Below are 22,361 nucleotides of genomic sequence, written 5' to 3'. Positions count from 1 at the left end.
CGGACCGGCCGGACTGACCGGTCGTTCGCCGCACGTCGTCCGTTATCCGGACGGGGCTTCCATAGATCAAGACTCTCGCCTAGATTTCCCGCACGTTAAACGTGAGATAAGTGGGACCTGGGCCAGCGAGGGGACGGAGCCGCGAAATGTCCGATGCGCCGAAAAGTGCGCCACAAGGTGCGCAAGAAGTGGGGAGACCGGTGGTGACACCGGTCCGCGTCGTCATCGGACTGTGCCTCGTCGCACCGTTCGTGGCGATGCTCTGGGTCAGCTCCTACGCCAAGGTCGACCCGACCTTCATCGGTATCCCGTTCTTCTACTGGTACCAGATGCTCTGGGTGCTCATCTCGACGGCGCTCACGATGATCGCGTACAAGCTGTGGCAGCGTGACCAGCGAGGTCGCAAGGCATCGGCATCCGCATCGGCCTCCGGGAGCGGGCGATGAACGGCGGCGTCAACGGTGTCGCGCTCACTGTCTTCATCATCTTCTTCCTGGCCGTCACGGTCATGGGCTTCCTCGCCGCGCGCTGGCGCAGGTCGGAGAACGACTCGCTGGACGAATGGGGCCTCGGCGGCCGCTCGTTCGGCACCTGGGTCACCTGGTTCCTGCTCGGCGGCGACCTCTACACGGCATACACCTTCGTGGCCGTCCCCGCGGCGATCTACGCGGCGGGCGCGTCCGGCTTCTTCGCGGTGCCGTACACGATCCTGGTGTACCCGCTGATCTTCACGTTCCTGCCGCGCCTGTGGTCGGTCTCGCACAAGCACGGGTACGTGACGACGTCGGACTTCGTGCGCGGCCGCTTCGGCTCGAAGGGCCTCTCGCTGGCCGTCGCGATCACCGGCATCCTCGCCACGATGCCGTACATCGCGCTCCAACTGGTCGGCATCCAGGCCGTGCTCGACGTGATGGGTGTCGGCGGCGGCGAGGGCACGAACTGGTTCGTCAAGGACCTGCCGCTGCTGATCGCCTTCGGCGTGCTCGCGGCGTACACGTACTCCTCGGGCCTGCGGGCCCCCGCGCTGATCGCGTTCGTCAAGGACGGCCTGATCTACATCGTGATCCTGGTCGCCATCATCTACATCCCGATCAAGCTGGGCGGCTTCGACGACATCTTCGCCGCGGCCGGCAAGAAGTTCGAGCAGCTCAACCCGGCGACAGGGAAACCCGTCGGCGCCCTCGCTCCTGGTGAATCGGGCACGTGGACCTACGCGACACTCGCGCTCGGCTCGGCCCTCGCGCTGTTCATGTACCCGCACTCGATCACGGCGACCCTGTCGTCCAAGAGCCGTAACGTGATCCGCCGCAACACCACGATCCTGCCGCTGTACTCGCTCATGCTGGGCCTGCTCGCGCTGCTCGGGTTCATGGCGATCGCGGCCGGGATCAAGGTGCAGAACGGGCAGTTGGCGATCCCGCAGCTCTTCGAGACCATGTTCCCCGACTGGTTCACGGGTGTCGCCTTCGCCGCCATCGGCATCGGCGCGCTGGTCCCGGCGGCCATCATGTCCATCGCCGCGGCGAACCTGTTCACGCGCAACATCTACAAGGACTTCATCAAGCCCGACGCGACCCCGGCGCAGGAGACCAAGGTCTCCAAGCTCGTGTCGCTGCTCGTGAAGGTCGGCGCGCTCGCCTTCGTCCTGACCATGGACAAGACCGTCGCCATCAACTTCCAGCTGCTCGGCGGGATCTGGATCCTGCAGACCATGCCGGCGCTGGTGGGCGGCCTGTTCACGCGCTGGTTCCACCGGTGGGCGCTGCTCGCCGGATGGGCGGTCGGCATGGTCTACGGCACGCTCGCCGCGTACGGGGTGGCCTCGCCGACGCAGAAGCACTTCGGCGGGTCCTCGGACGAGATCCCCGGCATCGGCCAGATCGGCTACATCGGCCTGACGGCGTTCGTGATGAACGTGATCGTGACCGTCGTCCTGACCTTCGTCCTGAAGGCCGTGAAGGCCCCGGAGGGCGTCGACGAGACGTCGCCCTCGGACTACACCGCAGACGCCGGCGACAAGGGCGTACAGGTGGAGCTGCCCACCGTCGGAGCGGGCGGCCACTAGCACCCGTCACTTCTTCTCGATGGACGGGCCTCTCCCCTCGGGGAGGGGCCCGTCCCTCTATCGTGACCCGGCACCACGTCGCGAACCAGCACCATCCGCACCATCTGCCCCGGAGGAACCGTGCCCGACTCGCCGCAGGCGACCGCCCCCATCGTGCTCGACAGCGACCCCGGCATCGACGACGCCGTCGCACTGCAATACCTGCTCGGCACCGGGCTGTGGGACCTCAAGGCCTACACGACCGTCGGCGGCAACGTGCCCGCCGCGCAGACCTTCCGCAACGGGCGCGCGCTCGCCCGCGCCTTCGGCATCGACGGCGACATCACCGTGCACCGGGGTGCGGGCCGCCCGCTGACCCGCCTGCCGTACTCGGCCGCCGGCGAGTTCCACGGCTCCACGGGACTCGGCGCCGAGCAGCTGCCCGACTCGACCGTGCCCGAGCACACCGAGTCCTCGGCGCAGGCGCTGCTCAGGCTCTCGCGCGAGTACGAGGGCGAGCTGACGGTGTGCGCGACGGGCCCGCTCACCAATGTGGCGCTCGCCCTGAGCGAGGACCCGGACTTCGCGCGGCGCGTGAAGCGGCTCGTCTTCATGGGCGGGGCCGCCGAGATCCCCGGGAACATCACGCCCGTCGCCGAGTTCAACGCGTGGGCGGACCCCGACGCGGCGGACCTGGTCGTCTCCTCCGGCATCCCGTACACGATGGTCGGGCTCGACGCGACGCACGGCTGGCGGTTCGGGCCCGCGGAGCTCGCCACGCTGGAGGCGGCGGGACCCGGCATGGAGCTGACGGCCCGCCTGATGCGCTTCTACCTCGGCGCCTACGAGGAGACCGGGGGCTCCCCGCTGCACGACCCGCTCGCCGTCGGCGTGTGCGCGGACGAGTCGTTCATCACCGCCGCCGAGGGCACCGTCGCGGTGGAGTGCGCGAGCGAACTGACCCGGGGCAAGACGGTGTTCATTCCGTACGACTCCGACTACCCGCGCGAGTACTACACGGAGTCGCCGCTGGTGAACGCCCGCACCAAGCATCGCGGCCGGGTCGCCGTGGGCGTCGGCCCGCGCAACTTCACCGAGGATTTCGTGGCTACGTTGCTGAAGCGGCCCGCGACCGTCTGAGTAACTGTTGAAGCCGGGCCGACACAAGATATGGGCCTGCCACGTCGGCCCGGCACAACATGTATGCTCGCTTTCGCTGCAGCCGCAGGGGAATCCGGTGCAAATCCGGAACTGTCCCGCAACGGTGAACGTAAGCGCGCATAACGGCGCCCGCGTGAGTCCGAGGACCTGCCGCAGCACACCCGAGCCGTCCGGCCCGGGTGTAGACGACGTCCGGGCCTCGCGGAATGGGCCGGTGACGACGGCGCCCCGTGCGCGCCGGAGCCACTCCTTCCCCGCAGGCCCCGTGCCGAGCGAGGGAGAGCCTCCACGTGACCATCGCGCCGCCCGCCGAACCGGTCTCAGCCGCACCGGTCTCAGCCGCACCGCAAGACGCTCCGGGCACCGCGCTGCTGCGCACCCTGACCGAGCTGACTGCCGACCTCCCGGGCGCCGACCCCGGCCGGGTCGCCGCCGCCGCGCTGCGCGGCCGCAGCACCCGCGCCGACGAGGCCGAGCTGCGCGAACTCGCCACCGAGGCCGCGGCCGGGCTGATCTCCGAGGACCCCGTCTACTCCCGGCTCGCCGCCCGTCTCCTCACGCTCTCCATCGCCGCCGAGGCCGCCTCGCAGGGCGTGACCTCCTTCACCGGCTCCGTCGCCGTCGGCCACCGCGAGGGCCTGATCGCCGACCGCACCGCCGAGTTCGTCCGCGTCCACGCCGCGCGGCTCGACGCGCTCATCGACACCGAGGCCGACGACCGCTTCGGCTACTTCGGCCTGCGCACCCTGCACAGCCGCTACCTGCTGCGCCACCCGATCACCCGCCGCGTCATCGAGACCCCGCAGCACTTCATGCTGCGCGTCGCGTCGGGTCTCGCCGAGGACGACAGCGCCCGCGCCCTCGACGAAGTCGCCGCGCTGTACGGCCTGATGAGCCGCCTCGACTACCTGCCCTCCTCCCCCACCCTCTTCAACTCGGGCACCCGGCACCCGCAGATGTCGAGCTGCTATCTGCTCGACTCCCCGCTGGACGAGCTCGACTCGATCTACGACCGCTACCACCAGGTGGCCCGGCTCTCCAAGCACGCCGGCGGCATCGGGCTCTCGTACTCCCGCATCCGCAGCCGGGGTTCGCTGATCCGCGGCACGAACGGGCACTCCAACGGCATCGTGCCGTTCCTGAAGACCCTCGACGCGTCGGTCGCCGCCGTGAACCAGGGCGGCCGCCGCAAGGGCGCGGCCGCCGTCTATCTGGAGACGTGGCACTCCGACATCGAGGAGTTCCTTGAGCTGCGCGACAACACCGGTGAGGACGCGCGCCGCACCCACAACCTGAACCTCGCGCACTGGATCCCCGACGAGTTCATGCGCCGGGTCGCCGACGGTGCCGACTGGTCGCTGTTCTCCCCGGCCGACGTGCCGGAGCTGGTCGACCTGTGGGGCGCCGAGTTCGAGGCCGCGTACAAGAAGGCGGAGGCCGAGGGCAGAGCCCTCAAGACCATCCCCGCCCGGGACCTGTACGGCCGCATGATGCGCACGCTCGCGCAGACCGGCAACGGCTGGATGACGTTCAAGGATGCCGCGAACCGCACCGCCAACCAGACCGCGGAGCCCGGCCACACGGTCCACTCCTCGAACCTGTGCACCGAGATCCTGGAGGTCACGGACGACGGCGAGACGGCCGTCTGCAACCTGGGTTCCGTGAACCTGGGCTCCTTCGTGGACGCCGACGCGCAGGCCATCGACTGGGAGCGGCTCGACGAGACCGTCCGCACCGCCGTCACGTTCCTCGACCGCGTCGTCGACATCAACTTCTACCCGACCGAGCAGGCGGGCCGCTCCAACGCCCGCTGGCGCCCGGTCGGCCTCGGCGCGATGGGTCTGCAGGACGTCTTCTTCAAGCTGCGCCTGCCCTTCGACTCGCCGCGCGCCAAGGCGCTCTCGACGCGGATCCAGGAGCGCATCATGCTCGCCGCGTACGAGGCATCGGCCGACCTCGCCGAGCGCAACGGCCCGCTGCCCGCCTGGGAGAAGACCCGCACCGCGCGCGGTGTCCTGCACCCCGACCACTACGCCGACGCCCAGGTGACCTGGCCGGAGCGGTGGGCCGCGCTGCGGGAACGTATCGCCGCCGTCGGCATGCGCAACTCGCTGCTGCTTGCCATCGCGCCGACCGCCACCATCGCGTCCATCGCGGGTGTCTACGAGTGCATCGAGCCGCAGGTCTCCAACCTGTTCAAGCGCGAGACGCTGTCCGGCGAGTTCCTCCAGGTCAACGCCTACCTGGTCGACGAGCTGAAGCGGCTCGGCGTGTGGGACGCGCAGACCCGGGAGGCGCTGCGCGAGTCCAACGGCTCCGTGCAGGGCTTCACCTGGATCCCGGACGACGTCCGTGACCTGTACCGCACGGCGTGGGAGATCCCGCAGCGCGGCCTCATCGACATGGCGGCGGCGCGCACCCCGTTCCTCGACCAGGCCCAGTCCCTCAACCTGTTCCTGGAGACGCCGACCATCGGCAAGCTCTCCTCGATGTACGCGTACGCCTGGAAGTCGGGCCTGAAGACGACGTACTACCTGCGCTCGCGCCCCGCGACGCGCATCGCACGGGCGGCGGGCCGCAGCACCGTCCCCGCGCAGACCGTGCCCGAGACCGACGCGGTCGCCTGCTCCCTGGAAAACCCCGAGTCCTGCGAGGCCTGCCAGTAATGACCACCGCACCTGAGAAGACCGAGAAGAACCTGCTCGACCCGGGCTTCGAACTGACCCTGCGTCCCATGCGCTACCCGGACTTCTACGAGCGCTACCGGGACGCGATCAAGAACACCTGGACCGTCGAGGAGGTCGATCTCCACTCGGACGTCACCGACCTCGCGAAGCTGTCGCCGGGCGAGCAGCACATGATCGGCCGGCTCGTCGCGTTCTTCGCGACGGGCGACTCGATCGTCTCCAACAACCTGGTGCTCACGCTCTACAAGCACATCAACTCCCCCGAGGCGCGCCTCTACCTCTCGCGCCAGCTCTTCGAGGAGGCCGTGCACGTCCAGTTCTACTTGACGCTGCTCGACACCTATCTGCCCGACCCGGAGGACCGGACGGCGGCGTTCGCGGCGGTCGAGAACATCGCGTCCATCCGCGAGAAGGCCGAGTTCTGCTTCAAGTGGATGGACTCGGTCGAGAAGCTGGACCGCCTGGAGACCAAGGCGGACCGCCGCCGCTTCCTGCTCAACCTGATCTGCTTCGCGGCGTGCATCGAGGGCCTGTTCTTCTACGGTGCCTTCGCCTACGTCTACTGGTTCCGCTCGCGGGGCCTGCTGCACGGCCTGGCGACCGGCACCAACTGGGTCTTCCGTGACGAGACGATGCACATGAGCTTCGCCTTCGACGTGGTCGACACGGTGCGCAAGGAGGAGCCCGAGCTCTTCGACGACGCGCTGCGGGAGCAGGTCACCGACATGCTGCGGGAGGCGGTCGAGGCCGAGCTGCAGTTCGGGCGCGACCTGTGCGGGGAGGGGCTGCCGGGCATGAACACCGAGTCGATGCGGCAGTACCTGGAGTGCGTCGCCGACCAGCGTCTGCAGCGGCTCGGCTTCGCGCCCGTCTACGGCTCCGAGAACCCCTTCTCCTTCATGGAGCTGCAGGGCGTCCAGGAGCTGACCAACTTCTTCGAGCGTCGCCCCTCGGCCTACCAGGTCGCGGTCGAGGGCTCGGTCGGCTTCGACGAGGACTTCTAGGCGACCTTGGTGAACTCGGCACGGCGGGACCCCAGTTCGGTGTCCTGCCGTGCTTGCCGTGCTTGCTGTGCCTGCCGGATCTGCCGGTCGACGCGGCGGTCGTGGGCGGCCCCGTAGAGGGAAGGGGCGGCGAAGAGAAGGAAGACGAAGAGGACGGTGAGGTAGTTCATCGCTGTGTTCATGCCTCTACTCTCCCGCCGCGCGGCCCCGCCCGGCAGTGGCAGGACTGTCACTGACCCTCGAATTCCTGCCAGCTCTGCGGCACACTGGCAGACATGCTGAAGAACGTGGCCGCAGTGCTGCTCGACGGTGTGCATCCCTTCGAACTCGGGGTGGTCTGCGAGGTGTTCGGCCTCGACCGCAGCGACGCGGGACTCCCGGTGTACGACTTTGCGGTCGCCTCCACGGAGGGCCCCTCGCTCACCACGCATGTGCCCGGCATGACGGTCTCCACCCCGTACGGCCTGGAGCGTCTGGAGGAGGCCGACCTCATCGCGATCCCCTCGGCGGGGCGACGGTTCGACCAGTACCCGCCGGAGCTGCTCGACGCGCTGCGCCGGGCGGTCGACCGCGGCGCGCGCGTCCTCAGCCTGTGCGCGGGGGTGTTCGTGCTCGGCGAGGCCGGGTTGCTCGACGGCCGCCGCTGCGCGGTCCACTGGCGGTACGCGCGCGAACTCGCCGTCACGTATCCGCGCACCCGGGTCGACCCCGACGTCCTGTACGTCGACGAGGGCCCGGTCATCACCTCCGCCGGCACGGCCGCGGGCATCGACGCGTGCCTGCACATCGTGCGCACCGAGCACGGCGCCGAGGTGGCCAACGCGATAGCCCGCCGCATGGTCGTGCCGCCGCACCGCGACGGCGGCCAGGCCCAGTACGTGGAGCGCCCGCTGCCGACGACGCGCTGCGACACCGTCGGCGGGGTCCTGGCGTGGATGGAGCGGAACCTGGGCGCGCCGGTGACCGTGGAGGAGCTCGCGGCGCGGGCGCTCATGTCACCGCGCACGTTCGCGCGCCGCTTCCAGCAGGAGACGGGCACGACGCCGTACCGCTGGCTGCTGCGCCAACGGGTGCTCTTCGCCCAGGAGTTGCTGGAGAGCACCGACGAGACGGTGGACGCGATCGCCTACCGCGCGGGGTTCGGCAACGCGCCGGCGATGCGCCACCAGTTCATGAAGGCGCTGGGCACGACGCCCAACGCCTTCCGCAGGACTTTCCGGGTACGGCTGGCGAGCTAGGACGGCCTGATCCGCCCTAGCAGCCCTGGCCCCGCGCTTCCACCCGCAGCAGGGCGCGCTTCGGCTGGAGCGTGATGCCGATCCGCGCGGAGCCGTCCGTCTCCGCGGTCGGCACCAACCGCCACTTGGACACCACCGTGCCCAGGATCACCGCCAGTTCGGCCATGCTGAAGTGGTCGCCGGGGCACTTGCGGTTGCCGACGCTGAACGGTGCATGCGCCGCGGGCGTGACGTCCGCTGCGCGCTCGGGGAGCCAGCGGTCGGGATCGAACGTCAGATGGTCGGTGAACGCGCGCGGGTCGCGCTGCATCGCCAGCGGGCTGTAGACGATGTCCGACCCGGCCGGGATCCGAAACCCGCCAAGTGTCGTGTCGACGGCTGCGAGCCGTGTCAATATCCAGACAGCGGGCCGTATCCGCATCGACTCGGTGAGCAGGTTCCGCATATATGCGAGTTCTTTGACGTCACCAAAAGCGACCGGCCGACCATCCGTCACGGATACCACCTCCGTGTACAACCGCCTTTCGTGTTCCGGGTGTTCGGCGAGAAGCTGGAAGACCCACGTCAGGGTCTTCGCCACATTCTCGGCACCCGCCACGACAAGGGACACGACTTGGTCGTGCACCTCCTGATCGTTGACCGTTTCACCATTCTCGTCGCGGTCGTCGAGCAACGCCGCGAGAAGGTCGTCCGGATTGCTTCCCGACGCCCTTCGCTCGGCCACGATCTCGTCGACAAGGCGATGCAAATCGGCCAACGCGCTCTCGAATCGCCGATTGGCCGGAGACGGCATCCGGTACAGCGGGCCGAAGGAGAGGATCATCCTTCGGTACAGCCCCTCGAACACGGTGTGCAGCGCCGCGCTCAGCCGGTCGGCACGCTCGTCGGCGGACCCGACCTGGAGCACGGAGCGGGCCACGATCCGGGTCGCCGTGCGGAACACCTCGGCCGCGATGTCGATGGTCTGCCCGTCGCTCCACCGCGCGGCCATCGCCCGCGCCTCCTCCTCCATCACGGCCGCGTACTCGTGGATCTTGTCCATCCTGAACGCGGGCTGGATCGCCCGGCGCTGGCGCCGGTGCAGCGGCCCGTTGCTGGTCGCCACCCCCTTGCCGAGCAGGACGCCCATCGTGTCCCAGAGCGGCCCTCCGACAACGAAGTCGGGGCTCTTGAGCAGGGTGGCCACCAGCTCGGGGTCGCAGACCGCGTAGGCCGTCTTCGGCCCCAGCTTCAGCCGGACGATGTCGCCGCTGTCACGCAGCCGTGGGAGGAAGCCGAGCGGGTCGCGCAGCAGGTTCCAGGCGTGGCCCAGCAGCGGCACGCCGCCGGGGGCGAGCGGCGGCTGCTCCTGGTCCGCACCGGTCGTCGGGGCCGGCAGGGTCGATCCCACGGTCATGCGCACTCACCTACCTGGTCCGTCTGTTCGGTCGTCTCGTCGTCCGTGACGTAGGGCGGCGTCGTCCGGTCGTCCCAGCTGTCCACCGCGTAGCGCCCGGACTCGTGGTGGAACCAGTACACGGAGCTGAACCAGTTCCGCATATTTCCCACGCACGACCTGAGGGCGTCCGCGAGGTCTTTGCCATGCGCGCCGATGTTTTCGGTGGCAACCGCGAGCTGTTCCACCTCGGCCTCCGCAGCGAGGAAATCCTCGATGGTTCCCTCGACCCGTCGGCGGACTTCCGCTATCGCGTCACCGAGGGAAAGCCCTTCGTGTTTGATGAGGCTGATACCAAGATTGTGCAATTCATCGCCCGCGAGTTCCTTGGGCAATGAACACAGATCGTTGTACCAGGCCGCGAAATCCTGGCAGGCAAGCGCCGCACGCATGAATGACTCGTTCTTCCGCACCCATGCGGGGAGTTCATGCTGAGCGGTCAGCTCCAGGAGGTCGAGCCATATCCAGTGCGCGAACGTATTTCTGCGCAGGGCTATGTACTCGTCGACGGACGGGACCGTTCCCGTCATTCGGTTGTGGAACTCCTGGTCGTACGCGTCGATCACCACGTGGAAGTGGCGGGCGAACCGGGCGTTCCACGTCCGGCTGAGGGAGCCGTAGAGCCGGTCGACGCTCTCCGCGAACCCCGCGACCAGCGGATCCTTGTGGTCCAGGTGAAGCTCTGGGGCCTCTGTGGCCGCGTGCAACTGGACGGCGAGCCGCCGCCAGCCGGCCGTCCTCCCGTGGATCACGTCGCGGTCGTGCCGGTCGTCCCACACGAAGAACCACGCGCTGTAGTCGCAAATCGCGGCCAGCACGTCATTGGGGGCACCAATGTAGTAGCCCGCCATCAAGTCCGTGTAGCACAGGCCATCGGCATATTTCTCCACCCTGTCCGGGGACATCAGGCGTTTTTCGAGCAGCCAGGAGCGCGTGCTCTCCTGGAGCTTCGGCCAATGGGGGTGCAGATTGCGAGGAAACGCGTCCTCGATCACCGGTAGCGCCAGCGCCGGTGGGACCGCTGTATGTAGATAAGCAGGCACGAACAAACCCCTCTCTGCCGCCTGATGGCGTACGCCCTCCCGTAGTGCCGGGCGCGCGCCGTTGCGTATCCCCGCGCTTTCTATTCAGCACTACAACTGACCGTTCTGGGAACGGATTTGCTCCCCTCACTACCCCTGGGCGCCGGAATCGTCCGCTTACATGACTGAATATGGTTCACCCACGGCTGATCCTGTTCGCACACACGGGCGTACGCGAATGTGTGCGGGCACATGCCAGCGGCGCCTGGCCGGAAACATCCGTACCAGGCGCCGCTCTGACGCTCAACTGCCTCAGTGGGCTCAGTTGTTGGGGACCACGGGGTAGCGCGGCGTGCCCTCTTCCATCTGTTTCAGGGCACCCTTGCGCTCCCGCTTCGACAGCCGGTCGATGTACAGGTAGCCGTACAGGTGATCCGTCTCGTGCTGCAGGCAGCGCGCGAAGTACCCGGTGCCGCGCACGGTGATCGGGTTGCCCTTCTCGTCCTGGCCGGTGACCACCGCGTAGTCGGGGCGGGCGAGTTCGGCGTACGCGGTCGGCACCGACAGGCAGCCCTCGTTCGAGTCGTCGAGGCGGCGCTGGTCCGCGGGCAGCTCACGCAGGACCGGGTTGCAGACGACGCCGGTGTGGCGCGCGCCCTCGTCGTCGGGGCAGTCGTAGACGAAGACCTTGCGGTCGACGCCGATCTGGTTGGCGGCGAGACCGACGCCCTCGGCGGTGCGCTGGCTGGCGAACATGTCGTCGACAAGCGCGGCCAGCTCGTCGTCGAACTCGGTCACGTCCTTGCACTCCTTGTGCAGGACGGGGTTCCCCACCACGGTGATCGGCCGCGACGTCCCGCGCTCCCGGTAGGCCGCCTCGCGCGCCTCGCAGTCCTCGGTGTCGACGACGAACCCCTCGTCGTCCACGGGAAGCACGCCCGCGTGCTGCTGATCGGTGTCCTGCTGGGCCATGACCGGGATAAGCCTTCCTGGGAAACAAGGAGTTCTGCTAACAGGGTACGGGCCCATCACAAGGCGCCCCGGCAGGAGGCGCCGCTCAGGGGCGCGGGGAACGGCGCGAGCAACCCACGACGGCCGACGGACGGCAGCGCACGTCAACACACCTCTTCGAGATCCCGCCAGTCACGCGAATCGGGGCTGTCGGCAACCCACCCATCGAGCAACCCCCGAACCAACGAAGCCGGCGCAGCCACCCCGCACTCCCGCTCCGGCACCCACAGCTGCCCGTCCGTCCGGTGCCCCAGCGGCCCGGGATGCCCCGGCTCACTGTGGTCGTGCGGATCGAGATGCTCGCCGTCGCCCTCGTCGGACGGCATCCGCGACTCGGAGCACATCCGGCACAGCAGCCGCACCGACGACGACCAGTCCTCTGCGGCGAACCCGGCATCGGCCGCGAGCCGCTCCAGCGCGTCCCGGTCGGACTCGGTGGCGGCCTCGAGCAGCACCACCCAGGTCGGCACCGGCGACGGCGCCCACAGCTCGATCTCGTCGAAGACCGGGTACGAGTTCCCGACCGCGGTCGTCCGCTCCCCGTGGGGCACGCCGTCGTGCAGCACGACCTCGCCCCAGCGGCGGCCGGAGGAGGGCAGCGGGATCGACAGCACCTCGATGCGCGCCGGGTCGAGCCTGCGCCCCCAGACGACCTCGGCCTCACCCTCCGGGGAGAGCCGCACCGCGGCGCTGCCCAGGTCCATCCCGGTGGGCTCGCCGGCCGTGGTGACGCCGCCGGGCACCTTCAGCCCGTACGCCTGCCATGCCCGCCGGGCCAGCGGCCAGTCCTGGAGGGCGGTGGCGGCGATCCCCACGTTCCACCAGTCCGGGGCGCCGGCCTCCCGGTCGAGCAGCGCGACGGCCCGCAGACCGGCGGCGCGCGCCTGCTCCCAGTCATGCCGGAACTTGTGCAGCAGGGCGAGGTTGAACCAGGACTCCGAGAGCCAGGGTTCCAGGTCGGCGGCGCGGGTGAGCAGCGCTCCCGCGTCCTCGTACCGACCGTCCCCGATCAGGGTGAACGCACGATCCGTGGCCTGCCGCCAGGAGGCGGAGGGCCGGTGCCGTCCCTTGCCGAAGATCCTCACGATTCCCGCCTGCCGATACTCGAGGCCTGTGCCCCCGGACACCCTCTTCTTCGCATCCAACCACGTACGGTCGGACGCCCGCTCATTACCCATGGGTTACCCAGCCGACCCTAGGCTCAGACCGGGGTGCGCGACCACCCTGGCCAGCGCCTCCACGACCTCGGGCTGGTAGTCGCGGCCGGTGCCCAGACGCAGCCGTTCCAGGGCCGTGAGCGGGCCCTGGGGGCCCTCTTCCCTGGCCATCTCGTCGTACGCGTTCGCTGTCCGCACAATTCGTGCGGTGAGCGGTTGTTCCCGGTATGGATCGGCCTGCCGCTCGACCACCACGGCGACCTGGGCGTCCACCCCCGTCTGCCGTACGACGGCACCGCCGAGCAGGGCGATGCGCCGCTGCTGGGCGGTGGGCAGCCCCGCCGTCGCACCCTGGGCGACCGGGTCGAGGAGCGAGAGCTGCCCGATGTCGTGCATCAGGGCCGCGTACTCGAGGACGGTCAGATCCGGCTCGGAGAGGCCAAGCTCCCGGCCGATCGAACGGCTCAGCGCGGCCACCCGCAGGGCGTGCCCGTGCGGGGTGTAACCGGCGATCTCGGTGGCGCGGGCCAGCGAGGTGATGGTCTGCCGGTACGTGGCCCGCACGGCGGCGTAGCGCCGGAAGGCCAGTTGGGTGAGGAGGAGCGGCAGGCTGATGACGGGCAGCGCCCACAGCCCGGCCACGGCGACGGCGAGCGCCATGACGGCCCCCGTCGCGCAGACGGCGGAGCCGATCCCGAGCATCGCCCGCAGCTCGTCGCGGAGCAGCGGGCCGAACGGCCAGCGGGTACGGGCGTGCGCCATGACGGCGGCGAGCACGGCGTCGCACAGCGCGGTGAGCGCGAGCAGTCCGGCGATGAGCAGCGCGTAGTACGCCCCGTCGCCGAACCATTGCGCCAACTTCCCCTGGTTGTAGAGCGGCTGGAAGAGCACGGCGGCGAAGGAGACGGTCAGTACACGGCGCACCATGTGGTCGAGCGGGGGGCCCTTGCCGCGGGCCACATGCGGGACGCACCCGATGAGCGCGCCCGCGACGGTGACCGAGACGACCTGCCCCACACCGTGCTGGGTGGGGTGGCCTGCCACCCCACCGAGCAGCGCGTAGGCGAGCGCACCCGCGGCGCCGAGCGGCGCGGACTCCCGGTCGCCGCTGTCGCCCCAGCGGGCCAGTTCTCCCACGACGACGAGCAGCCCGAAGGCGAGCGCGACCCCGCGGTCGTCGAGCCCGTGCCGAGCCGTGTCACCGAGAGCGAGGACGGTGGCCCCGCCGGCCACGACGTGGACGAGCAGCACCGCGGCGGGCATCCGTGCCGCTGCCCCGGGCCCCGCGGTGCCGGCCGCCGGTGGGCCGGACGCCCAGCCCGTCACCGGGAGGCCGCCCCCGGAACGGCCGCCACGCCTGCCGGGCGGGCGACGGGGACGACGCCCTCGTCGGCGGTGACCACGGGGTGCCACCCGTCCCGCCCGAGGACCCGCGCCAGCGCTGTCACCATCACCGGGTCGAACTGCGATCCGGCGCACCGCTCCAGCTCCGCCAGAGCCACGGCGACCGGCCGCGCCCGTGAGTACGTACGCGTGGACGTCATGGCGTCGAAGGCGTCCGCCACCGCGACCACCCGCGCGAACTCCGGGATCTGCGCCCCCGAGAGCCCGTACGGATATCCGCTCCCGTCGAGCCGCTCGTGGTGATGAAGGATCGCGGCCCGCGCCTCCCCCAGGAACCCGATGCCGCGCACCATCTCGTGCCCGTACTCGGGATGCAGCTGAATGATCTCCCGCTCTTCGGGCGTGAGAGGCCCGTCCTTCCGCAGTAACCGTGTCGGCACACCGAGCTTGCCCACGTCGTGCAGGATCCCGGCGAACCGCAGGACCTCCACCCGCTCGTCGGCCATCCCCAGTTCCCGGGCGATCATCATGGATGCCTGCCCGACCCGCTCGCTGTGCCCGCGCGTGTACCCGTCCTTGATGTCGACGGCCTGGACGAGGGCCCGGATGGTCGCCTGGTGGGCGGCCCGCTCCCGCTGGTACTGGGCGAACACCCAGCAGGAGATGTACATCGGCAGGAGCACGAGCAGCGCTGCCACGGGCCCGTACGAACTCGCCCACAGCACCGCCATCAGCAGACCCGCGAGCCCGTGCACCGCCACCGGCGCCAGCGATCTCAGGAAGAGGCCGCGCCAGGCGGTCCGCGGCGGCACGCGCTCGGCGGCGGCGAGGATGCCGCCGTCGAGGACGGTGAGGACGACGCAGAAGGCGAGCACCGCGGCGGCCGCGGGTACGAGCGCGTACGGCAGCCGGGCCCCGGAGACGGCGTCCGAGCCGCCGAGTGCGCCGAAGACCCGCGCGGACGCCCAGATGCCGAGGGCGAGCTGGGCGGCCCGCCACAGTCGGCGCAGGCCTGCGGGCCGCTGTTCGACGCGGGCGAGGAAGGCGCCGGGCACGGCGACGAGGGCCGCGACCGAAGGCGGCAGCAGAAACGCTCCTGCAAGGAGTACCGGGAAGAAGGTGCCCATGCCTTTGGGGGCACGCCGGCCGACGATCCGGCAGCGGCCCACCTGCTCGCAGCCCGCGTAGACGCATGCGAGCAGCGCCACGGCGAACCATGAGGTGTCCGGTGAGACGGCGGGCGCGGCGCAGACGAGGGCGCCACCCACGGTCAGGAGTACATAGACGCGAGCCACCGGAGGTACCGTCCGCATGCCCGACTCCCTCCCCGTGGCGTTCAGTTCACGGAGAATAGGGCGCGGTCCGCGCCGTCCGGGCGGCATCACGGGGATTGCCGGGGCGCAAGGCCCCGGATTAGCACGATCGGGTGAACCAGTCGGCAAACGGGCCGAACTCCCGCGAACGATGCGGGAGTTGCCCTCGACGGGGACCGGGGACGCTCTCAGGCGAGAGGCGTGCCCTCATCGGGCATGGCCTGCCCGGAGCGGATCACTTCGATGCGCCCCATGACCTTGGCCCGGAGGTCGGTCGGCACGTCGTCATGCCCGCAGCACCGCTTGACCAGCTTCTTCACGGCCTGCTCCAGGCCGTACTTCTCCAGGCACGGGGAGCACTCCTCGAAGTGCACCTCGAACTTGGTGCAGTCGGAGTCCGGCATCTCATGATCAAGAAACTCATAGAGATGGTCGAGGACCTCACTGCAGTCCGTCTCGTGCGGCTCTCCGCAGCTCATGAGCCCGAGCCTTTCGCTTCGTTCGACTCTCCGGCGCCGGCCGGGACGAGCCCGCGGTCACGGGCGTAGTCCTCGAGCATGCCGCGCAGCTGGCGACGGCCCCTGTGCAGCCGGGACATCACCGTACCGATGGGTGTCCCCATGATGTCCGCGATCTCCTTGTACGCAAAGCCCTCTACGTCGGCGAGATAGACCGCGATGCGGAATTCCTCGGGGATCGCCTGGAGCGCCCGCTTCACGTCCGAGTCGGGCAGGTGGTCGAGCGCCTGCGACTCGGCGGAGCGCAGACCGGTCGACATGTGCGACTCGGCGCGTGCGAGCTGCCAGTCCTCGATCTCCTCGGCGGCACTGCGCTGGGGCTCGCGCTGCTTCTTGCGGTACGAGTTGATGAAGGTGTTCGTCAGGATGCGGTACAGCCACGCCTTGAGGTTGGTCCCCTCGCGGAACTGGTGGAAGGACGCGTACGCCTTGGCATACGTCTCCTGCACCAGATCCTCGGCGTCGGCCGGGTTGCGCGTCATACGCAACGCGGCGGAGTACATCTGGTCGAGGAACTCCAGAGCGTCCCGCTCGAAGCGTGCGCTGCGCTCCGCGGCGCTCTCCGGGCGCTCGTCCGCCTGGCCGTGTTCGGTCCCTGCGTCGGTCCCTGTGACCGGACCCACCTCCTCCAACGACGTCGCGAGACCCAGAGAGGTCCCACTCGAATCGGAGGATAGACGACGATCCGGTCCGCCCGCCGCCCGAATAGGAGCGGTCTTGGCCGCGCTGAGCACGCTCCACTCCAGGTCAGGAGTGGTGGCGCGACTCGGGCAGATGGTCGAACCCATGCGGCGGACTTCCTCTCGTACGAACTGTGTCACCGACCTTTGGCTCAACAGTCGCCCCGCACTCAACATTCCCGCGCCCTAGCCGAGTGACCGGACCCACGCAACCACGGCGTCCGTAAGGACGGCGAGAGCCTCGCTCTCACCGATACCGGCCCGCTTGGGAACAGCGAACCCATGGTCCCCGTACGGAACTTCGACGAGCTCATACGCACCGCCCGCCGGGAACTCGGCCGGCTTACCGAACGGATCATTGCCACCCTGGACAACCAGCGTGGGCACCCCCGCGCCCAGCAGTTCGTCGACGCGGGACTTCTCCGGCCTGCCCGGCGGATGCAGCGGAAAACTGAGCGCGAGCACGGCGGCGGCGCCCAGCTCCTGGGCGGTCCGACAGGCGACACGGGCCCCCGCGCTTCTGCCTCCGGCGACGACGGGCAGGCCGGGCCCGGTCAGCGCGGGCCAGATGCCACGCCACCCGGTGTCGAGCGTCTTCGGCGCGGGCGCCACTTTCTTCCCGGCGACCCGCCAGGGCTGCTCCACAAGGGCGACGGTCACTCCGTGGGCGGGCAGGACGCGGGCGAGGGCCTGCAGATCCCTCGCCTCGATCCCCCCACCCGCGCCGTGGCTCGCCGCCAGGACCAGGTGGGGGTGGGGGGCGGGGTGCCAGGTGACGCGGGCGTCGCCGCTTTCGGTAGCCACGATTTCGTTCACGCGATCATGTTGCACCAGGCCTCCGGCGGGCGCGTGCCTTCGGTGCGGCCCCGCTTGAACGGTGCCCGGCGCTGGGGCCACAGCCTCGGCGTTTCCGCTCGGGCCTCCTTGCATGGCGCACCCGGCACTGGGGGTGACGTATCGGCGTTCCCGCGGGGGCCTGCTTGGCACGGTGCCCCGGCGCTGGGGTGCCGCCTTGCCCACCCTGCCGCCCAAGGCGGCAGATTGCCCAAGGCGGGGCGGGGGCGACAGCCGACGGCGCCGCACCCGGGAACGGCGGCGCGCTCGGGAACCGTGAAGTCCCACCGGTCCGCACGCGCAAGACGACGGGAGGGGACGTGTCGGGGTGCCCCCGCAGGACACCGCGGGAACCCAGCGCCGGATGACCGCCCATGGCGCAATCAAGCGTGGAGACCAATCCGGCCGAGGAGGTACCCCGACACGGCCCCGCCCCAGGCAACTCAGAAGAGCGTCTCTTCCTCCGGCCCGTCCAGTTCCTTCAGCAGCTCAGACCCGTTGTTGCGGACATTACTGACGGCCGTAGAGACCGGATAGGCCCGCATCAGCCCCTCAGGCGGCGCGTCCAGCAGCGACCGCAGGTCGTCCACGTCTGTCCGCGCCGGGTCCAGCCACGCGTCCCACCGATCGGGCGTCAACATCAACGGCATCCGCGGATGGATATCGGCGAGCGAGCGCGGCCCGCCCTCCGGCGCCACCCCGAGCGGAGCGCTCTCCGCCTCCGTGGTGATCACCGAGCACGTCACCCACCAGGCCAGCGGATGCTCATCCGGCAGCGTCCGGTCGTGCCAGAACTCGTAGAGCCCGGCCATGGCGAACACGGACCCATCCACCGGAGTCACGAAGTACGGCTGCTTCCGCGCCCGCTTCTTCTTCCCCTCGACCTCGAGATCCCGCTCCGCGCCCCCGGTCACCCACTCGAAATACCCGTCGGCAGGCACAATGCAGCGCCGCGCAGCGAAGGCCCGCCGGTACGACGGCTTCTCGTGCACGGTCTCGGCCCGCGCGTTGATCAACCGCGCCCCGCCCTCCGGCGTCTTGGCCCAGGACGGCACAAGCCCCCACTTCAGCTTGCGCAGCTGGCGAACCGGACGCGGATCCTCGGCGTCTTTCACGGGGCGGTCGAGGACGGCGTAGACCTCCTTGGTGGGGGCCACGTTGAAGTCGGGCTCATAGGCCTCCTCCGGCTCCCACTTCTCGATCTCAAAGATTCCTGCGAGATCCTCGGGCCCACGACTCGATGCAAACCGTCCGCACATACGTGCCACAGTGCCAGAGCACGGGCCCGAAAAACCACCAGCCGACCGCCCCCACCCGACCCCACTCCACCTCACCCCACTCCACCCCCCTCCACCGAACGGGAGCGCCGGAAAACATGGACGCCAGCCTCTGGGACCGGATCTTCGGTACCCAGTCCGACCCCGACCAGTGGGTGGTGATTGCCACCGGCGTCGTCGCGCTAGCAGCGATCGTCCCGCACACCATCTGGCGGCTCTCCCGCAACGCCATCACGATCGCCCACGAGGGCGGCCACGGCCTGATCGCCCTGCTCATGGGCCGCCGCCTGGACGGCATCAGGCTGCACTCGGACACCAGCGGCCTCACGGTCAGCCGGGGCAAGCCCACCGGCCTCGGCATGATCCTGACGGCGGCGGCCGGATACACGGCCCCGCCACTGCTGGGCCTGGGCGGCGCCGCCCTCCTGGCGACGGGCCACATCACGCTGCTGCTCTGGCTGGCGACGGCCCTGCTCGTCGCGATGCTGCTCATGATCAGGAACGCGTACGGCGTGCTGACGGTCGTCGTCACCGGAGGAGCGTTCCTCCTCATCTCCTGGCTGACAGGCCCCCAGGTCCAGGCGGCCTTCGCGTACGCGGTCGTCTGGTTCCTGCTTCTGGGCGGCACCCGCCCCGCGTTCGAACTGCAGGGAAAGCGCCGCAGGGGCGGCGCGGGCGACTCGGACGCCGACCAGCTCTCCCGCCTCACGCACGTCCCCGCGGGAATGTGGCTCTTTTTCTTCCACGCCGTCTCGTTGTGCTCACTGCTGGGCGGGGGCCGCTGGCTGCTCGACCTGTGAGCGGGTGGGCCGGGGCGGGCCCACTAAAGTAAAGGCATGACCACGCACCCCGCGCCCACCGCCCTCTGGCCCGCCCCCCTCGCGAGCGGAGCCGTCGACGCGACCGTTTCGGTGCCGGGGTCCAAGTCCGTCACCAACCGGGCCCTGGTCCTGGCCGCGCTCGCCGCGGAGCCGGGCTGGCTGCGCCGCCCGCTGCGCTCCCGCGACACCCTGCTGATGGCGGGCGCGCTGCGCGCGATGGGCGTAGGCATCGAGGAGGGCGTGGGCCCGGACGGTTCGGGCGAGGCCTGGCGCGTCATCCCCTCGGGGCTCGCGGGCCCGGCCACGGTGGATGTGGGCAACGCGGGCACGGTGATGCGTTTCCTGCCGCCGGTCGCGACGCTCGCGGACGGGCCGATCCGGTTCGACGGCGACCCCCGTTCGTACGAGCGGCCGCTGCACGGCGTGATCGACGCGCTGCGTGCGCTCGGCGCGCGGATCGACGACGACAAGCGGGGCGCGCTGCCGCTGACGGTGCACGGCGGCGGGGCGCTCGACGGCGGCACGGTGGAGATCGACGCGTCGTCGTCCTCCCAGTTCGTGAGCGCGCTCCTGCTCTCCGCGCCGCGCTTCAACCAGGGGGTGGAGGTCCGCCACACGGGCTCCTCCCTCCCCTCCATGCCGCACATCCGGATGACGGTCGACATGCTGCGGGCGGTCGGCGCCCAGGTGGACACCCCGGAGTCGGGCGGCGAGCCCAATGTGTGGCGGGTGACGCCGGGCGCTCTGCTCGGCCGGGACATCGTCATCGAGCCGGACCTGTCGAACGCGCAGCCGTTCCTGGCGGCGGCCCTGGTCACCGGTGGCAAGGTCACGATCCCGGACTGGCCGGCGCAGACCACGCAGCCCGGCGACGCGCTGCGCGAGATCTTCACGCAGATGGGCGGCGCCTGCGAACTCACGGAGAAGGGGCTGGAGTTCACCGGTTCCGGCGCGATCCACGGCATCGACGTGGACCTCGGCGAGGTCGGCGAGCTGACCCCCGGCATCGCGGCGGTGGCGGCGCTGGCCGACGGCCCCTCCACGCTGCGCGGCGTAGCGCACCTGCGGCTGCACGAGACGGACCGGCTGGCGGCGCTCACCAAGGAGATCAACGAACTGGGCGGCGACGTCACGGAGACGGCCGACGGCCTCCACATCCGTCCGCGCCCTCTGCACGGCGGGGTCTTCCACACGTACGACGACCACCGGATGGCGACGGCGGGCGCGATCATCGGTCTGGCCGTGGACGACGTACAGATCGAGAACGTGGCGACGACGGCCAAGACGCTGCCGGACTTCCCCGACATGTGGACCGCCATGCTCGGGACCGACAGGCCGTAGGGAACAACGCGATGCGCCGCTACGGCAAGCACACCGACGAGGACGACATCCGCCAGCGCCCCAACCGCAAGGGGAACAGGCCGCGGACGAACATCCGGCCCAAGCACGAGGACGCGTCGGAGGGCATGGTCCTGACCGTCGACCGGGGGCGGCTGACCGTCCTCATCGACGGCCACCCGGTGTACGCGATGAAGGCCCGCGAACTGGGCCGCAAGGCCGCGGTGGTCGGCGACCGGGTGGCCGTGGTCGGCGACCTGTCGGGCAAGAAGGACACGCTCGCGCGGATCGTGCGCATCGCGCCGCGCACGTCGCTCCTGCGCCGTACGGCGGACGACGACGACCCGTACGAGCGGGTGGTCGTCGCCAACGCGGACCGGCTCGCCATCGTCAGCGCTCTGGCGGACCCCGAACCGCGCCCCCGCATGATCGACCGCTGTCTGGTGGCGGCGTTCGACGGCGGGCTCGAACCGCTGCTGGTCCTGACGAAGTCGGACCTCGCGCCGCCGGACAAGCTGCTCGAGCTGTACGGGGACCTCGACATCCCGTACGTCGTGACGAGCCGCGAGGAGCTGGAGAACGGCACGGCGGTGGCGCGGGTGCGCGAGCAGCTGGACGGACGGATCACCGCGTTCGTCGGGCACTCGGGTGTGGGCAAGACGACGCTGGTGAACGCGTTGGTGCCGCTGGACCAGCGGCGTACGACGGGCCATGTCAACGCGGTCACGGGGCGCGGCCGGCACACGACCACGTCGGCGCGGGCCCTGCCGCTGCCGGACGACGCGGGCTGGGTGGTCGACACTCCGGGCGTGCGCTCGTTCGGCCTGCATCATGTGGACCCGTCGCGGGTCATCCACGCGTTCCCGGATCTGGAGCCCGGCACGGAGAACTGCCCGCGCGCGTGCAGCCACGACGAGCCGGAGTGCGCCCTGGACGCCTGGGTGGCGGAGGGTCACGCGGATCCGGCGCGGCTGTACTCACTGCGCCGTCTGCTCGCCACGCGCGAGCGTCACGAGGGCGACTGACCTCCGACTTGTTTGCTGCCCCGGCGTACCGGTAAAGGCATAATCGCACCAAGCCGGACGCAAGATCGAAGCCGTACGGGATCAGCCGGGATCAGTGGAACGCGGGAGGCACATCACATGGCGTGGCTGCTGGTCATCGTCGCGGGGTTTCTGGAGACCGGTTTCGCCGTGTGTCTGAAGCTCTCGCACGGCTTCACGCGCCTGTGGCCGACGGTCGCGTTCGCCTCCTTCGCGCTGGGCAGTTTCGGTCTGCTGACCCTGTCCCTGAAGAAGCTGGACGTGGGTCCGGCGTACGCGGTGTGGACGGGCATCGGCGCGGCGGGCACGGCGATCTACGGAATGATCTTCCTGGGCGACGTGGTCTCCACCCTCAAGATCGTCTCGATCAGCCTGGTGGTGGCGGGCGTGATCGGCCTGCAGCTCTCGGGCTCGGCGCACTGATCGCCCACCGC

General features: G+C 70.1%; 21 protein-coding genes and 1 riboswitch. Of the genes, 10 read left to right on the top strand and 11 right to left on the bottom strand.

Features of this window, described 5'->3' with window-relative positions; all coding sequences use genetic code 11:
- Positions 1-146 precede the first annotated feature (146 nt).
- The 5 genes from ACIREE_RS02175 to ACIREE_RS02155 all read left to right on the top strand — a co-directional run bounded on the left by ACIREE_RS02175 (position 147) and on the right by ACIREE_RS02155 (position 6,896).
- On the top strand, positions 147-446 hold the full coding sequence (locus ACIREE_RS02175) for a DUF3311 domain-containing protein (RefSeq protein WP_404144968.1): 300 nt from the start codon (positions 147-149) through the stop codon (positions 444-446).
- Entirely contained in the window at positions 443-2,065 is a 1,623-nt protein-coding gene (gene mctP / locus ACIREE_RS02170; RefSeq protein ID WP_404144966.1) for a monocarboxylate uptake permease MctP, read from the top strand. Before ACIREE_RS02175 ends, mctP begins: the two co-directional genes overlap by 4 nt.
- Before the next feature lie 120 nt (positions 2,066-2,185).
- The gene (locus tag ACIREE_RS02165; RefSeq protein ID WP_404144965.1) at positions 2,186-3,184 is read left to right on the top strand and encodes a nucleoside hydrolase; all 999 of its coding nucleotides are present in this window, start codon (positions 2,186-2,188) and stop codon (positions 3,182-3,184) included.
- A 56-nt stretch (positions 3,185-3,240) separates the two neighbouring features.
- Positions 3,241-3,375: riboswitch (cobalamin riboswitch) on the top strand.
- A gap of 120 nt (positions 3,376-3,495) precedes the next feature.
- Positions 3,496-5,871, top strand: coding sequence for a ribonucleoside-diphosphate reductase subunit alpha (locus ACIREE_RS02160; RefSeq protein WP_404144963.1), 2,376 nt, complete (start codon positions 3,496-3,498; stop codon positions 5,869-5,871).
- Positions 5,871-6,896, top strand: coding sequence for a ribonucleotide-diphosphate reductase subunit beta (locus ACIREE_RS02155; protein ID WP_404144961.1), 1,026 nt, complete (start codon positions 5,871-5,873; stop codon positions 6,894-6,896). The genes ACIREE_RS02160 and ACIREE_RS02155 overlap by 1 nt, the downstream gene beginning before the upstream one ends.
- Here the strand turns inward: ACIREE_RS02155 and ACIREE_RS02150 are convergent.
- Complete coding sequence (locus ACIREE_RS02150; RefSeq protein WP_404144959.1) at positions 6,893-7,078, bottom strand: hypothetical protein; 186 nt, start codon at positions 7,076-7,078, stop codon at positions 6,893-6,895. The two genes, ACIREE_RS02155 and ACIREE_RS02150, sit on opposite strands and share 4 nt — an antisense overlap.
- Positions 7,079-7,171: 93 nt before the next feature.
- On the opposite strand from ACIREE_RS02150, the gene ACIREE_RS02145 reads away from it, so the two are divergent.
- Positions 7,172-8,134 carry a GlxA family transcriptional regulator gene (locus ACIREE_RS02145; RefSeq protein WP_404144957.1) on the top strand — a complete coding sequence of 321 codons (963 nt, stop codon included), beginning with the start codon at positions 7,172-7,174 and terminating at the stop codon, positions 8,132-8,134.
- Positions 8,135-8,150: 16 nt separating this feature from the next.
- Here ACIREE_RS02145 and ACIREE_RS02140 read toward each other — a convergent pair whose 3' ends face one another.
- From ACIREE_RS02140 to ACIREE_RS02095, 10 genes are all read right to left on the bottom strand, one after another.
- Positions 8,151-9,530 carry a cytochrome P450 gene (locus ACIREE_RS02140; RefSeq protein WP_404144956.1) on the bottom strand — a complete coding sequence of 460 codons (1,380 nt, stop codon included), beginning with the start codon at positions 9,528-9,530 and terminating at the stop codon, positions 8,151-8,153.
- On the bottom strand, positions 9,527-10,564 hold the full coding sequence (locus ACIREE_RS02135) for a multidrug MFS transporter (RefSeq protein ID WP_404144954.1): 1,038 nt from the start codon (positions 10,562-10,564) through the stop codon (positions 9,527-9,529). The genes ACIREE_RS02140 and ACIREE_RS02135 overlap by 4 nt, the downstream gene beginning before the upstream one ends.
- Positions 10,565-10,912: 348 nt before the next feature.
- The gene (gene def / locus ACIREE_RS02130; protein ID WP_404144952.1) at positions 10,913-11,563 is read right to left on the bottom strand and encodes a peptide deformylase; all 651 of its coding nucleotides are present in this window, start codon (positions 11,561-11,563) and stop codon (positions 10,913-10,915) included.
- Positions 11,564-11,706: 143 nt separating this feature from the next.
- Positions 11,707-12,687 (bottom strand): tetratricopeptide repeat protein, encoded by a 981-nt coding sequence (locus ACIREE_RS02125; RefSeq protein WP_404144950.1) that lies wholly within the window; start codon positions 12,685-12,687, stop codon positions 11,707-11,709.
- Between the two features lie 96 nt (positions 12,688-12,783).
- Positions 12,784-14,022: an HD-GYP domain-containing protein gene (locus ACIREE_RS02120; RefSeq protein WP_404144948.1), complete on the bottom strand. Its 1,239-nt coding sequence runs from the start codon at positions 14,020-14,022 to the stop codon at positions 12,784-12,786.
- A gap of 59 nt (positions 14,023-14,081) precedes the next feature.
- Positions 14,082-15,416, bottom strand: coding sequence for an HD-GYP domain-containing protein (locus tag ACIREE_RS02115; RefSeq protein ID WP_404144946.1), 1,335 nt, complete (start codon positions 15,414-15,416; stop codon positions 14,082-14,084).
- A gap of 188 nt (positions 15,417-15,604) precedes the next feature.
- Complete coding sequence (gene rsrA / locus ACIREE_RS02110) at positions 15,605-15,895, bottom strand: mycothiol system anti-sigma-R factor (RefSeq protein ID WP_404144944.1); 291 nt, start codon at positions 15,893-15,895, stop codon at positions 15,605-15,607.
- Entirely contained in the window at positions 15,892-16,557 is a 666-nt protein-coding gene (gene sigR, locus ACIREE_RS02105) for an RNA polymerase sigma factor SigR (RefSeq protein WP_324771196.1), read from the bottom strand. The genes rsrA and sigR overlap by 4 nt, the downstream gene beginning before the upstream one ends.
- A 243-nt stretch (positions 16,558-16,800) precedes the next feature.
- Complete coding sequence (locus ACIREE_RS02100; protein WP_404144942.1) at positions 16,801-17,430, bottom strand: alpha/beta family hydrolase; 630 nt, start codon at positions 17,428-17,430, stop codon at positions 16,801-16,803.
- Between the two features lie 461 nt (positions 17,431-17,891).
- Positions 17,892-18,707: an SOS response-associated peptidase gene (locus ACIREE_RS02095; protein WP_404145322.1), complete on the bottom strand. Its 816-nt coding sequence runs from the start codon at positions 18,705-18,707 to the stop codon at positions 17,892-17,894.
- Positions 18,708-18,823: 116 nt separating this feature from the next.
- Between ACIREE_RS02095 and ACIREE_RS02090 the strand changes: the two genes are divergently transcribed.
- The 4 genes from ACIREE_RS02090 (at position 18,824) to ACIREE_RS02075 (ending at position 22,350) form a co-directional block, all read left to right on the top strand.
- A complete protein-coding gene (locus tag ACIREE_RS02090) occupies positions 18,824-19,525 on the top strand; it encodes a M50 family metallopeptidase (RefSeq protein WP_404144940.1) in 702 nt (233 codons plus the stop codon).
- A gap of 36 nt (positions 19,526-19,561) precedes the next feature.
- On the top strand, positions 19,562-20,887 hold the full coding sequence (gene aroA, locus ACIREE_RS02085) for a 3-phosphoshikimate 1-carboxyvinyltransferase (RefSeq protein ID WP_404144938.1): 1,326 nt from the start codon (positions 19,562-19,564) through the stop codon (positions 20,885-20,887).
- 11 nt (positions 20,888-20,898) lie between these two features.
- Positions 20,899-21,909, top strand: a complete 1,011-nt coding sequence (gene rsgA / locus ACIREE_RS02080; protein WP_404144936.1) for a ribosome small subunit-dependent GTPase A — start codon at positions 20,899-20,901, stop codon at positions 21,907-21,909.
- Between the two features lie 117 nt (positions 21,910-22,026).
- Positions 22,027-22,350, top strand: coding sequence for a DMT family transporter (locus ACIREE_RS02075; RefSeq protein ID WP_404144934.1), 324 nt, complete (start codon positions 22,027-22,029; stop codon positions 22,348-22,350).
- Positions 22,351-22,361 lie beyond the last annotated feature (11 nt).

This window comes from Streptomyces sp. NPDC102467 (genome assembly GCF_044765445.1).
Classification (GTDB): Bacteria; Actinomycetota; Actinomycetes; order Streptomycetales; family Streptomycetaceae; genus Streptomyces.
This window is presented reverse-complemented; position numbering and strand designations above follow the sequence as displayed.

What these genes read in the sequence shown, in the direction of transcription:
- ACIREE_RS02150 (WP_404144959.1), bottom strand. Translation starts at nt 7,078, where the DNA reads ATGAACACAGCGATGAACTACCTCACCGTCCTCTTCGTCTTCCTTCTC.
- ACIREE_RS02155 (WP_404144961.1), top strand. Translation starts at nt 5,871, where the DNA reads ATGACCACCGCACCTGAGAAGACCGAGAAGAACCTGCTCGACCCGGGC.
- def (WP_404144952.1), bottom strand. Translation starts at nt 11,563, where the DNA reads ATGGCCCAGCAGGACACCGATCAGCAGCACGCGGGCGTGCTTCCCGTG.
- ACIREE_RS02115 (WP_404144946.1), bottom strand. Translation starts at nt 15,416, where the DNA reads ATGCGGACGGTACCTCCGGTGGCTCGCGTCTATGTACTCCTGACCGTG.
- ACIREE_RS02145 (WP_404144957.1), top strand. Translation starts at nt 7,172, where the DNA reads ATGCTGAAGAACGTGGCCGCAGTGCTGCTCGACGGTGTGCATCCCTTC.
- ACIREE_RS02095 (WP_404145322.1), bottom strand. Translation starts at nt 18,707, where the DNA reads ATGTGCGGACGGTTTGCATCGAGTCGTGGGCCCGAGGATCTCGCAGGA.
- ACIREE_RS02140 (WP_404144956.1), bottom strand. Translation starts at nt 9,530, where the DNA reads ATGACCGTGGGATCGACCCTGCCGGCCCCGACGACCGGTGCGGACCAG.
- rsrA (WP_404144944.1), bottom strand. Translation starts at nt 15,895, where the DNA reads ATGAGCTGCGGAGAGCCGCACGAGACGGACTGCAGTGAGGTCCTCGAC.
- mctP (WP_404144966.1), top strand. Translation starts at nt 443, where the DNA reads ATGAACGGCGGCGTCAACGGTGTCGCGCTCACTGTCTTCATCATCTTC.
- ACIREE_RS02090 (WP_404144940.1), top strand. Translation starts at nt 18,824, where the DNA reads ATGGACGCCAGCCTCTGGGACCGGATCTTCGGTACCCAGTCCGACCCC.
- aroA (WP_404144938.1), top strand. Translation starts at nt 19,562, where the DNA reads ATGACCACGCACCCCGCGCCCACCGCCCTCTGGCCCGCCCCCCTCGCG.
- ACIREE_RS02175 (WP_404144968.1), top strand. Translation starts at nt 147, where the DNA reads ATGTCCGATGCGCCGAAAAGTGCGCCACAAGGTGCGCAAGAAGTGGGG.
- rsgA (WP_404144936.1), top strand. Translation starts at nt 20,899, where the DNA reads ATGCGCCGCTACGGCAAGCACACCGACGAGGACGACATCCGCCAGCGC.
- ACIREE_RS02075 (WP_404144934.1), top strand. Translation starts at nt 22,027, where the DNA reads ATGGCGTGGCTGCTGGTCATCGTCGCGGGGTTTCTGGAGACCGGTTTC.
- ACIREE_RS02120 (WP_404144948.1), bottom strand. Translation starts at nt 14,022, where the DNA reads ATGCCCGCCGCGGTGCTGCTCGTCCACGTCGTGGCCGGCGGGGCCACC.